Consider the following 11,813-nt stretch of genomic DNA (forward strand, 5'->3'; position numbering starts at 1 on the left):
CCTGTGTCAAGGCGCGAAAACCTTGACACAGGGCCGTCAACCGCGAGAACTACTGCTTCACGTACTTGGCCCCATGCGGCACAGCCGCATAAGCATCCACAGCACCATGTCCGTAAAAACCGTTGAACGAAGCATTCCCCGTGCACGTAGCCGTGAACGACTCGTCCCGGCCCTCGTCCAGGTAGTCCACCGTCCGCGGCACCGGGCACGCGACCGGCGAAGCCGTCCCCTCCAAGACGCGCTGCACAGCATCGGGGTCCATACCGAAGCCAGAACCCGACTTCTTCCCGTACTCGGAAACAATCAACGCCGCCACGCCGGCAGCGTGCGGCGTCGCCATCGAAGTCCCCTGCAGCCACTGGTAGTAGCCGACCCGCCCGTCACGAGCGACGGCCTTCTGCACACCCGCGGCGGCCCCGGCCGCAGTCACGTTGCCGGCCGCGTCGACGTTCCCCTCGGCCACGGCCACGTTGCGCGGGTAAGCCGACAGGATCTCGTTCTCCACCTTCTGGAACCAAGGCGTCCCGAAGCCGTCCCGGTAATACCCACCCGGCGCCGAAACCGAGATCTGCTCGGTCCCGTAATTGGAGTAGTCCGCCTTCGCCTGCGAGGGACCGAAAGCGCCGACACCGATCGTGTGCGGGCCTTCCGTCGGCATGGTCAGACAGGACGCGTTGTCGATCTGACGCGGGTGCGCCGAGGTGCTCGGGTAGTCCGGGCTGGTCGCGTCGGGCAACGGCGCGCCGAGGTCCGTGTGCTCGTTGCCGAGGGCGACGACCATCGAGACGCCCTTGCGGTGCGCGTAGTTCAGCGCCCGCGTGGTTGCCTCGATGACGGTTCGCTGCTCGGCCTGCTCCTCGGCGGAGTCGGCCGGGTTCGCGCGGCAGTTGTAGAGCCACGGGTCGGTGTAGAAGCTCATGTTCACCACGTCGATGCCCGCGTCACCGGCGTAGGTCAACGCGTCGACAGTCGGCTGCAGGAAGAAGAAGCCCGAGTCCTGGCCGGCGCGGATGTTCACCAGCGAGACGCCCGGCGCGACGCCCGAGACGCCGAAGCCGTTCACCGCCGCGCCGATCGTGCCGGCGACGTGGGTGCCGTGGCCGTTGTCGTCGTGGTCTATCGCGTCGACGCAGCCGCGGTACTCGCACGGGCCGTCCACCACCGCGCCGTTGACGTCGGCGACGATGTCGCGCGTGAAGTTGCGCGAGTCGGCGCGGTCGAAGTTCGGTGCGATGTCCGGGTGACTGGCGTCGACGCCGGTGTCGATGATGCCGACCTTCACGCGCTTGTCACCGGGCTGCACTGTGCGCGCGAGGTCCGACCGGGTGGACTTCAGGCTCCAGAGCTGGTCGTCCAGCGGGTCTGTACCGGAAGCACCACGCTTGGCACCGGAAGCCTTGCCCCGGCCCTCCTTCTCGACCGCGTCGTGCTTCACCTTCTTGCCGTCCCGCGGCGCCGACCCGATCGCCTTCGACCGGGCCGCGCCGAACACCGCGCTGCTGGAAGACACCCGCGCCACGAAGCCCGAAGCCGGCGCCGAAGCCGTGATCAGCCCGACGGCGTCGTTGCGGGCCACCACCGTCCCACCGGCGGCCTCGACCGCGGCCACGGCGGCGCCGACGTCCGAACGCGCCAGCACCGTGAACTCCGTGACCGGGCCGGACACCCCTGCCGACGCGACGGGTACGAAGGAAGCCGCACCGAGCAGGGGTACCGCCAACACGGCGAGAAGCAGTCTGGGTCTTTTCACGAGTCCTCCTCCAACGCGAAAACCGACACTGCAACGTACATACCGGACACACGTCGCAGCAATCGTCAGGAGGAGGAACCCGACTAAAGTCAGGGCACCACGGACCGGGCTTCCGCGAAGTGGCACGCCGAGAGGTGACCGTCGGTGCGCGGCGACAGCTCCGGCACCTCCGTGGCGCAGATGTCCTGCGCCTTCCAGCACCGTGTGCGGAACCGGCAGCCCGACGGCGGGTCGAGCGGGCTCGGCGGGTCGCCCTCGAGCCGGATGATCTGCCGCTGCCCGCGCACCTCCGGGTCGGCCACGGGCACGGCCGAGAGCAGCGCCTGCGTGTACGGGTGCGAGGGCCGCTCGTAGATCTCGTCCTCGGTCCCGATCTCCACGATCTTGCCCAGGTACATCACGGCCACCCGCGTGGCGAGGTGGCGTACCACGGACAGGTCGTGCGCGATGAACACGTACGACAGCCCGAACTCCGTCTGCAGGTCGCCGAGCAGGTTCATCACCTGCGCCTGGATGGAGACGTCCAAAGCGGACACCGGCTCGTCGCAGATGATCACCTTCGGCCGCAGCGCGAGCGCCCGCGCGATGCCGATGCGCTGGCGCTGCCCGCCCGAGAACTGGTGCGGGTAGCGGTTGAGGTGCTCGGGGTTGAGCCCCACCACCTCCAGCAGCTCACGCACCTTCTGCGCGCGCGAACCCTTCGGCGCCACCTCGGTGTGGATCTCGAACGGCTCGCCGACGATGTCGCCGACCGTCATCCGCGGGTTCAGCGACGTGTACGGGTCCTGCAGCACGATCTGGATCTCGCGCCGCAGCCGCCGCAGCTCGCCGCCGCGCAGCTTGAAGATGTCGCGGCCCTCGAACGTCGCGCCGCCCGCGGTCGGCTCCTCCAGGCGCATCAGCACCTGCGCGAGCGTCGACTTGCCGCAGCCCGACTCGCCCACCACGCCGAGCGTCTCGCCCGGCGCCAGGTCGAACGAGACGCCGTCGACGGCCTTGACGTGCCCGACCGTGCGCTTGAACAGCACGCCCTGGCGCACCGGGAAGTGCTTCACCAGCTCCTGGACGCTGAGAATCGGCTCAGACACGGCTTTCCACCACCTCTTCGGCGAAGTGACACGCACTGACCCGGCCGAAACCGAGGCTGTGCAACGACGGCCGTTCCTCCGAACAGCGTTGCTCCGCCCGCTTGCACCGCGGGTGGAACGGGCAGCCCGAAGGGATGTGGAGCAGGCTCGGCGGCAGCCCCTTGATCGTCTCCAGCGTCTGACCCTTGAGATCCAGGCGCGGCAACGAGTCCATCAGCGCCGCCGTGTACGGGTGACCCGGTGACTTGAACAGCTCGTGCACGTCGGCCTGCTCCACGATCCGGCCCGCGTACATCACGGCGATCCGGTCGGCGACCTCCGCGACCACACCCAGGTCGTGGGTGATGAGGACCAGCCCCATCTGCCGTTCGCGCTGGATCTCGCCCAGCAGGTCCATGATCTGGGCCTGCACGGTCACGTCGAGAGCCGTGGTCGGCTCGTCCGCGATCAGCAGCACGGGGTCGAGTGCCAGCGACATCGCGATCATCGCGCGCTGGCGCATGCCGCCCGAGAACTGGTGCGGGTAGTCCTTCACCCGCCGCGCGGCGGCCGGGATGCGCACCAGGTCCAGCAGCTCGATCGCGCGCTTGCGGGCGTCCTGTTTGGACATCCCCTGGCGCACGCGCAGCTGTTCTTCGATCTGGAACCCCACGGTGAACACGGGGTTCAGCGCCGAGAGCGCGTCCTGGAAAATCATCGCGATCTCGGTGCCGCGCAGCTCGCGCCGCCGCTCGGGCGTGGCCGTGAGCAGGTCCTCACCGCGGTAGCGGATCGAACCGCCGGTGATCACGCCGGGCGGCATGTCGAGGATGCCCATGATGGTCTGTGCGGTCACGCTCTTGCCGGAGCCGGATTCACCCAGCACCGCAAGGGTTTCGCCGGCGTGCACGGAGTAGCTCACGCCGTTGAGCACGTTGGCGACGCCGTCGGAAGTGCGGAACTCCACCTGGAGGTCTTCGACCTCGAGCAGCAGATCGTTGCGTGTATCGGTCATCGGCCGCTACCTCGACTTCGGGTCGAGCGCGTCGCGGATCCCGTCACCGAGCATCACGAACGCGAGCACGGTGATGGTGACGAACGCACCGGGGAACAAGAGCATGTGCGGGTCGGCCCGGAAGTAGTCGCGCGAGTCGCTGATCATCACGCCCCACGAGATCACCGGCGGCCGCACGCCGATGCCGAGGTACGCGAGCGTCGCCTCGGCGCCGATGGCCGCGCCGAGCGCGATGGTGGCGTAGACCAGCACCGGCGCGAGTGTGTTGGGCAGCAGGTGCCGGAACACGATGCGCGGCGTGCTGGCGCCGAGCGCACGAGCGGCTTTCACGTAGTCGAGCTGCTTCGCGACCAGCGTCGCCGAGCGCATGATGCGCATGGCGACCGGCCAGGTCAGCACCGCGATGGAGCAGACCACCTGCACGATGATCGTTACGGCGCCGGGGTTGGAGCCGGGCGCGTTGAACGTCGTGAGGATGACGATCGCGCCGAGCACGAACGGCAGGCCGGCGAAGATGTCGCCGAGCCGTGAGAGCAGGCTGTCGATCAGGCGGCCGTAGTAGCCCGCGAGGATGCCGACGAGCGAGCCGAAGACCACGGTCAGGATCGTTGCGAACACGCCGACCAGCAGCGACGCGCGGGCGCCGTAGATCGTGCGGGCGTAGACGTCGTAACCCTGGTTGTCGTAGCCGAACCAGGCGTCGGCCGACGGGCCCTGGTTGGCCTTCGTCAGGTCGCCGGCCCCGGGGTCGACGTGCGTGAACAGGCCCGGCGCGACCGCGATGAGCACGATGAACACGATGATCACCGCGGAGATCACGAACGCCGGCTTGCGGCGCAGCTGGCGCCAGGCGTCGCCCCACAGGCTGCGGGGCTTCTTCGTCTCGGTCGCGGAGTCGTCGATGCGCGACAGCTCCGCCGCGTCGACAGCCGTGCCTCCGACGAGGTTGGGGTCAGTCATAGCGGATCCTCGGGTCGAGAACGGCGTAGAGCAGGTCCACGATCAGGCTCATCAGCAGGTACACGAGCACGAGCAGCACCACGACGCCCACGACGGTGGCGCTCTCGCGGTTCTGGATGCCGCGGAAGATGAGCCCGCCGAGGCCGTTGATGTTGAACACGCCCTCGGTCACGATCGCGCCGCCCATCAGCGCACCCAGGTCGGTGCCGAGGAACGTCAGCACCGGGATCACCGAGTTGCGCAGCAGGTGCACGCCGACCACGCGGCTGTTGGGCTGGCCCTTTGCGATGGCCGTGCGGATGTAGTCGGCGTGGCGGTTCTCCGCGATCGACGTTCTCGTGAGCCGCGCGACGTAGGCCATCGAGAGGCTGCCCAGCGCGATGCCGGGCACGATCAGCTCACCGAAGCCCGGGTTGTCCGACACGCTCGTGTCGATGATGCCGAGCTCGGTGCCCAGCACGAGCTGCAGCACGATCGCGGTGACGAACACCGGCAGCGAGATGAGGAACGTGGTGGAGACGAGCACGAGGTTGTCGAGGAAACCCTTGCCGCGCAGGCCGGTCAGCACGCCCGCGGTCAGGCCGATCACGGCCTCGATGAGCACCGCGACGAGCGCCAGGCGCAGCGTGATCGGGTAGGAGGTGGCGATCAGCTCGCCGACGGAGGTGCCGTTGAAGGTCTCGCCCCAGTCGCCCGTGAACAGGCTGCCGAGGTACTTGAGGTACTGGAGGATCAGGTTGTCGTTCAGGTGGAACTTCTCGGTCATCAGGTCGACGTAGGCCTGGGGGCAGGCCGTCTGACCGCACTTGCCGGAGAAGGGATCACCCGGGACGGCCCACACCAGCACGTAGATCAGGAAGGTCGTTCCGAAGAACACCGGGATCAGCTGGAGCAGGCGTCGCAGGACGTAGCGAATCATGCGTCAGTTCCTAGGAGTGCGCGCCGGGCGAGCCGCGGACCGTCCTTTTGAGACGGTCCGCGGCGGCCTTGGTGGTGGGACGTCTTCTCAGCGCGTCACTTGGTGACCTCGACCGACGAGTAGTCGGCGCGGCGGCGGAAGTCGAGCGTCACGGTCTTTGTGTGCTTGGACTTCGCGGCCACACCCTTCTCGTCCCAGACCGGGATCGAGGGCAGGTCCTTGGCGATGGCGTCCTCGGCCTGCTGGTAGATCTTGATCGCGGCGTCCTTGTCCGGCGTGGAGTCGGCCTGCTCCAGGAGCTGGTCGACGGCCGGGTTGGAGTAGACCGAGTCGTTCGACGAGGCACCCGAGCGGTAGATCGGGTTCAGGAAGTCCTCGATCGACGGGTAGTCGGCCGACCAGTCCGAACGGCCCATGCCGGTCAGCTTGTGGCCCGTCACGATGCTGCGCCATTGGCCGAAGTCCGTGGCCGGCACGAAGTCGCACTCGACGCCGAGCACGTTCTTGATGCTGTTGCACGCGGCCACCAGCGGCTCCTTGCGGCCACCGTCGGCGTTGGAGGCGATGGTGAGCTTGCCCTTGAAGCCGGACTTCGCGAACGCCGCCTTGGCCGCCGTCGGGTCGAACTTGCAGAACTCGCACACGGCCGGGCGGTAGCCCTCGATGCCCTGCGAGACGTAGCCGTCGGCCGGCACGTAGGTGTCGTTCATGACGGTCTTGGTGATCTGCGCGCGGTCGATCGCCATGGAGATGGCCTTGCGCAGGTCGAGGTTGTCGTAGCCGGGCACGTAGTACGGCACGGCGATGGTGCTGATGCCGAGCAGGTGACCGACGACCAGGTTGTCCTTGAGGTCGGTCTTGTACTTGCTGCCGGCCAGGGCACTGGGTGGGAGCGTCTCGATGAAATCGAGCTTGTTGCTCAGCAGGTCCTGGTACGCGGTTTCCTGGCTCGCGTAGATCTTGATGTCCAGGTCCTTGAACTTGACCTTGTCCTGGCCCTTGTAGTCGTCGTTGCGCGTCAGCTTGATGTCGACGTTCGGCGTGCGGCTGACGAACTTCATCGGGCCGTTGCCGATCGGGTGCTGCGCGAAAGCCTTGGGGTCCTTGAAGAACACGTCGGGCAGCGGCGCGAAGGCCGTGTAGCCGATCTTGGTGGCGAAGACCGAGAACGGCGCCTTCAGCGTCACCTGGAACTCGTAGTCGCCCTTCACGACCAGGCCGGACATCTTGTCCGTGGTCGGCTTGGCGTTGTCGTCGGCCGGGTGGACGTCGTCGTAGCCCTGGATGTTCTCGAAGAACGTGCTGTTGATCTGGCCGTTGGGCGAGTAGGCGCCGTAGTTCCAGGCGTCGACGAAGTTCTTCGCCTTGACCTCGGTGCCGTCGTGGAACTTCCAGCCCTGCTTGATCTTGATGTCGAAGACCTTGGAGTCGGTCGTGGTGATCGACTCGGCCATCTGGTTGTAGGGCTGCGCGTTGTCACCCTTGAACGCGACCAGCTCGGCGAACATCGCGTCGACGGCCTTCGAGCCACCCAGCTCGTTGGTGTTCGTGGGGATCAGCGTGTTCTGCGGCTCGGTGCCGTAGACGGTGAAGGTCCCGTTGGGATCCACCTCGCCGGACGACCCGCTACTGCTGGAGCCACCACCACACGCGGCCAGGACCAATGACAAGGTTGTCACCACCGCGGCGGCTCCCCAGAGCCTGCGTGAACGCCGCATCGTTCCCCTCCATCTCATGTTCCCGAAAAGTGAGATGGAGGTTATCGGGCTATTGGCGGTTTGTAACCAGATCGCTCGGTTGCAAAAGAGTGACAACCTTGTCGCTCACCCGGGCAGAGCACGACCAAGGTCTTGTTGATCACCGCGTGTGTCTGCGCTGCTCCGCTCAGGCGAGGGACAGCGCGATTCCGTCGAGGATGTCGTGTTCGCTCACGATCAGCTGGTCCGGACCACCGCGTTTCGCGAGCTGCTCGGCCAGCACCTGCACGATCACCGCACCCCCGCCGATCACGTCCACCCTGCCCGGATGGATCACGGGGTTGGCCGCGCGGGTGGCCCGGTCGGCCGCCAGCAGGCTCGTCGCGAGGCGGTCGATCTCGGCGTGGGAGAGCTTCGACAGGTGCGTTCGCTCGGAGTCGTACTCGGGCAGCTCCTGGGCGACCGCTGACAACGTGGTCACCGTGCCGGCGACCCCGATCCAGGTCTTGGCCTTGGCCACGTCGACGACGTCGAAGGCCTCGGTGAGGATGGTCTCGGCGGTGGTTTTCGCCCGGGCGATTTCTTCGTCGGTGGGCGGATCACCCTTGAGGTCGCGCTCGGTGATGCGGACGCAGCCGATGTCCACGGACTTGGCCGCGAGCACCTCAGCGCGCTGCCCGTCCCACATGCCGAGGACGAGCTCGGTCGAGCCGCCGCCGACGTCGACGACCAAGAAGGGACCATCGTCCGGGTCCTGCTCCCCGACCGCGCCGGTGAAGGACAGCCGCGCTTCCTCGTCGCCGCTGATCACTTCGGCCTCGACGCCGAGCGTCTCGCGCGTCATGGCGAAGAACTCGTCGCGATTGCTGGCGTCCCTCGTGGCGGAGGTGGCGACCATCCTTATTTTTTCGACGCCCTTGCGCCGCGCCGCGATCGTGTAGTCGGCGAGGGCTTTTCGCGTCCGCTCCAGCGCTTCCGGAGCCAGGCGCCCGGTGGCGTCGACGCCCTGGCCGAGGCGCACGATGCGCATCTCGCGGTGCAGGTCGCGCAGGTCCACCGTGCCGTCGTGGCGCGGCGTCAGCTCGGCGACGAGCAGGCGGATGGAGTTGGTCCCACAGTCGATCGCGGCTACACGAGGCATGGCGTCGACCTTACTGGGTGCAGGTCAGGGGGACGGGGAGTCGCCTGTTGGGCTCGGTGGTGCGGAGTTGCTGTCCCCGGGCGCCGTCGAGCTGGGCTCACCGCACGGGGGAAGACTTGGGCTGCTGCTGGGGCTGCTGCTCAGGCTGTCTGGTGTGGTCACCGGCGTGCTGTCGGCCGTCGTGCTGGTTTCGCAGGTCGGCGTGGTGCTGGTGGTGGTGGCGGTGTCCGTCGACGTGCTGCTGCTTGTGCTTCCACTCGGCGGCAACGACATCTGCGGCGGCCCGCTCGGCGGCTTACCGGACACCGGTGGCGGCGGCACAGCCGGCGGCGCCGGGTTCACGCCCGCGTTGGGCGCCCCGACGGGAATCTGACTGTCCGGCAGCGGCGCGACGCCGTTGCGGTAAGCCTCGGCCCAGAGGATGACGGTGTTCACGTAGACGTCGGAGTTGTTGTAGCGGTAGATCGCCGTGCGCAGCTGGTCCGGGTTCGCGACGTCCAGGCCGCCGGAGCACAGGTAACGCGCCGTGGCGAGCGAGGCGTCGAACAGGTTCTCCGGGTCGGCGGTGCCGTCGCCGTTCCCGTCCGACGCGTACTCGCGCCACGTCGCGGGGATGAACTGCGCCGGCCCCACCGCGCGATCCCAGACGGTGTCGTGGTCCAGCACGCCGCCGTCGGTGTCCGGGATCGCCGCGAAGGGCCCGGTCCCGTTGAGCTCCGGGCCGAGGATCGGCTCGAGCGCCGTGCCCGCCGCGTCGACGTACCCACCCCGCGCGTGGTTGGACTCGATCCGCCCGATGCTGGCGACCAGCGCCCAGTCGATGTGGCAGTTCGGCTGCTCGTGGGCCAGGATGTCGGCCGCGTTGTGATACGCGGCCAAGGCGGTGGTCGGGATCCCAAGGGGCCCGTTGGGCAACTCGTACGCCGGCAACGGCAGCGGGACGGGGGAGTCGGGCAGGCTGCCGTCGACGGCGACCTTTTCCACCTGGGGGTTCTGGGGGTCGTAACCCTGCTCGAGGGCTACGTCCTTGGTGTGGGCCGTCGGCAGGCCGGCCGTCCACGCCCCGATGGCCAGCGTTGCGGCGATCGCCGGCACGACCGCCAGGATCCCGACGGAGACGGAGAACGCGTTCCGGTGCTTTGCGGTGACCTTTCGGCCGCGGTACCGGGCTTTCCTCGTCGCGATCCGCAGCGCTCTCGGGCTGCGCCTCGGTGGGGCTTGATCCGGCCGTGACCAGCGGCGGGGTCTGTCTTGGCCTTCTTCAGCCTCGGCCTCAGCCTCAGCTGCTTCTGCTTCGCCCGCTTCGCTTACTTCGGCAGCGGCTCCGGCTCCGTCTTCTCCACCGGCTTCGGCTCCTTCGCCGACCTCGGCAGCGGCACCAACTTCGCCTTCTCCACCAGCTTCGGCGACTTCGCCTGCTCCGGTCTGAGCCACACCGACCTGCACTTCTGGCTCGGCGCCGGGCGTCACGACCTCGGTTCCGCCGGCTACCTCGGTGTGCGCTTCGTCAATCTCGCCCGCTTCAGCCTGGGCCGCTCCGCCCTCCCCAGCGCTCTCGGCCCCAACTCCTTCAGCCTGGGCCGCAGCTTCACCGCGCGCGTCGGCTTCAGCCGCGCCACCTTCACCCTCCTCGGCCTGCCTTCGTTGCCCTTCGTCGGCTCGCACAGCCTCAGCGGCTTCGACTCGCACTTCAGCTTCGTCGGCTGCTGCGGCGGCATCTTCGGCGGCTTCGGTCCAAGGCTCTTGCGCCTCGGCCTCGTCTGCCGTCTTAAGTTCGGCCGTTCCGGCTTGGGCGCTGCCCTCTGGGGCGTCATCGCCTGGCACATCCGATTCGCGTCCAGCGATCCGAGCCAGATCTTCGGCCTCGGCGGCGTTCCCCGGGCCCGGCGCACCTTCGTGATCTGCCGGGTGCTCGTTGTTGTCGGCGGCGTCGTCCGGGCCATTCGCCTCGCGCAGGGTGCGCGCGACTGCGTCTACGGCGTCTTCGCGGCCCTCCTCACCCGGTGGTTCTTCATCGTCCACGTCTGCGATCGCGGCGTGTTCGGCAGCGCCCAGCTCTGACTGGGCTTCCTCGGCCGAACTGTCGGCCTGGCCCGTGATCTCGTCGGCCGGAGCCTTGCCGGCGGCCGGCTCGGTCGAGCCCTGGCCGGCGGTCTCTGTCATGGAAGATTCCTCGCCGAGGTCGTGGCCGCGACCGTCCCCATCGCTCGCCTCGACTGCGGCCGAAGCCTCATCGCGAGGGGCGTCGCCGTGGGTTCCATTGCGGAGCTTTCGGGCGATGTGCCCGAGTCCGCGTGGCGCCCGCATGGTCCGAACCCTCCTCGGGGTCACCCGGTGATGAGCCCGATGGTTGCCTACGTCGTGTGAAGATTCCGTACTCAGCTTGGCGGCGGGCCACCCGAACGGGAACCCACAGATGCAGTAACTGCCCGCCTGTCTGGACTATCTGCACACGAGACGGGCGCGTTACTCCTCTTCGGCAGCGGCGCACTCGCCCGAGGGCCAGCCCTGGGTGTGGAGCCAGGCGAGGGTCTCGTCGCCGAAGGGGTTGACGCCCGGGCCTGCGGCGAGGGTGTGGGCGAGGTGGACGTGGAGGCACTTCACGCGCCCCGGCATGCCGCCGGCGGTGACCTGCGTGCCGAGGGACTCGATGGCGTCGCGCTCGGCCAGGTAGGTCTCGTGCGTGCGCAGGTACGCCGCGGCGAGCTCCGGGTCGGTCTCGAGCCGCGCGGTCATCTCCTTCATCACGCCGGACGCCTCCAGCGTGCCGACGAGCGACGTCAGCCGCGGGCACGTCAAGTAGTAGAGCGTGGGGAACGGGGTGCCGTTCTCGAGCCGCGGGCTCGTCTGCACCACCGACGGGTGCCCGCTCGGACACCGCGCCGCCACGGCCCGCAACGCACGCGGCGGCCGCCGGAGCTGCTCCTTGATGATCTCCCGGTCGGCATCGGAGACCGGCTCGAAGCGGGGGGGTTCCGTGCTGCTGTTGCTGCTGTTCACGCCCCCCAGGTTAGTGCCGCCGACGCCCGGCCCCTCCGCCACCTCCGCCTGAACCCCCGACTTATCCACAACTCGACTCCCCTGTGGACAACTCGGCCTCCCGCGGCCTCGACCACAGTTTTCGCCGACCCCCGCCGGTAGACTGGGATGGGGACGCCCCCCTTGGGGAGGCGGTTTCTAGCGGTGGTTGCAACACTGCTGCTAGACGGTGAGTAACTGTGTCATGCGTTCGGCGGGGCTGTCCCAGCCGAGTGTCATCCGAGG

At 68.2% G+C, this 11,813-nt stretch carries 10 protein-coding genes; 1 reads left to right on the top strand and 9 read right to left on the bottom strand.

Annotated features, from left to right (window positions below; all coding sequences use genetic code 11):
* Window positions 1–49: 49 nt before the first annotated feature.
* From AB0M56_RS08975 to AB0M56_RS09010, 8 genes are all read right to left on the bottom strand, one after another.
* Window positions 50–1,750, bottom strand: a complete 1,701-nt coding sequence (locus tag AB0M56_RS08975; protein WP_364172568.1) for a S8 family serine peptidase — start codon at window positions 1,748–1,750, stop codon at window positions 50–52.
* Window positions 1,751–1,839: 89 nt separating this feature from the next.
* Complete coding sequence (locus AB0M56_RS08980; protein ID WP_364172571.1) at window positions 1,840–2,838, bottom strand: dipeptide ABC transporter ATP-binding protein; 999 nt, start codon at window positions 2,836–2,838, stop codon at window positions 1,840–1,842.
* Complete coding sequence (locus AB0M56_RS08985) at window positions 2,831–3,832, bottom strand: ABC transporter ATP-binding protein (protein ID WP_364172574.1); 1,002 nt, start codon at window positions 3,830–3,832, stop codon at window positions 2,831–2,833. The genes AB0M56_RS08980 and AB0M56_RS08985 overlap by 8 nt, the downstream gene beginning before the upstream one ends.
* A 6-nt stretch (window positions 3,833–3,838) precedes the next feature.
* Window positions 3,839–4,792: an ABC transporter permease gene (locus AB0M56_RS08990; RefSeq protein ID WP_364172577.1), complete on the bottom strand. Its 954-nt coding sequence runs from the start codon at window positions 4,790–4,792 to the stop codon at window positions 3,839–3,841.
* Window positions 4,785–5,711, bottom strand: a complete 927-nt coding sequence (locus AB0M56_RS08995) for an ABC transporter permease (protein WP_220244268.1) — start codon at window positions 5,709–5,711, stop codon at window positions 4,785–4,787. The genes AB0M56_RS08990 and AB0M56_RS08995 overlap by 8 nt, the downstream gene beginning before the upstream one ends.
* Before the next feature lie 95 nt (window positions 5,712–5,806).
* Entirely contained in the window at window positions 5,807–7,429 is a 1,623-nt protein-coding gene (locus AB0M56_RS09000; RefSeq protein WP_364172580.1) for an ABC transporter substrate-binding protein, read from the bottom strand.
* A gap of 166 nt (window positions 7,430–7,595) precedes the next feature.
* The gene (locus tag AB0M56_RS09005) at window positions 7,596–8,549 is read right to left on the bottom strand and encodes a Ppx/GppA phosphatase family protein (protein WP_364172583.1); all 954 of its coding nucleotides are present in this window, start codon (window positions 8,547–8,549) and stop codon (window positions 7,596–7,598) included.
* A gap of 24 nt (window positions 8,550–8,573) precedes the next feature.
* A complete protein-coding gene (locus tag AB0M56_RS09010) occupies window positions 8,574–9,644 on the bottom strand; it encodes a lytic murein transglycosylase (RefSeq protein WP_364172585.1) in 1,071 nt (356 codons plus the stop codon).
* 156 nt (window positions 9,645–9,800) lie between these two features.
* On the opposite strand from AB0M56_RS09010, the gene AB0M56_RS09015 reads away from it, so the two are divergent.
* A complete protein-coding gene (locus AB0M56_RS09015; protein ID WP_364172588.1) occupies window positions 9,801–10,610 on the top strand; it encodes a hypothetical protein in 810 nt (269 codons plus the stop codon).
* 405 nt (window positions 10,611–11,015) lie between these two features.
* On the opposite strand, the gene AB0M56_RS09020 is transcribed toward AB0M56_RS09015, so the two are convergent.
* Entirely contained in the window at window positions 11,016–11,549 is a 534-nt protein-coding gene (locus tag AB0M56_RS09020) for a DUF501 domain-containing protein (protein ID WP_364172591.1), read from the bottom strand.
* Window positions 11,550–11,813 lie beyond the last annotated feature (264 nt).

It is taken from the genome of Amycolatopsis sp. NPDC051372 (assembly GCF_040682095.1).
Classification (GTDB): domain Bacteria; phylum Actinomycetota; class Actinomycetes; order Mycobacteriales; family Pseudonocardiaceae; genus Amycolatopsis.

What these genes read in the sequence shown, in the direction of transcription:
- AB0M56_RS09000 (WP_364172580.1), bottom strand. Translation starts at nt 7,429, where the DNA reads ATGCGGCGTTCACGCAGGCTCTGGGGAGCCGCCGCGGTGGTGACAACC.
- AB0M56_RS08985 (WP_364172574.1), bottom strand. Translation starts at nt 3,832, where the DNA reads ATGACCGATACACGCAACGATCTGCTGCTCGAGGTCGAAGACCTCCAG.
- AB0M56_RS08990 (WP_364172577.1), bottom strand. Translation starts at nt 4,792, where the DNA reads ATGACTGACCCCAACCTCGTCGGAGGCACGGCTGTCGACGCGGCGGAG.
- AB0M56_RS09005 (WP_364172583.1), bottom strand. Translation starts at nt 8,549, where the DNA reads ATGCCTCGTGTAGCCGCGATCGACTGTGGGACCAACTCCATCCGCCTG.
- AB0M56_RS08995 (WP_220244268.1), bottom strand. Translation starts at nt 5,711, where the DNA reads ATGATTCGCTACGTCCTGCGACGCCTGCTCCAGCTGATCCCGGTGTTC.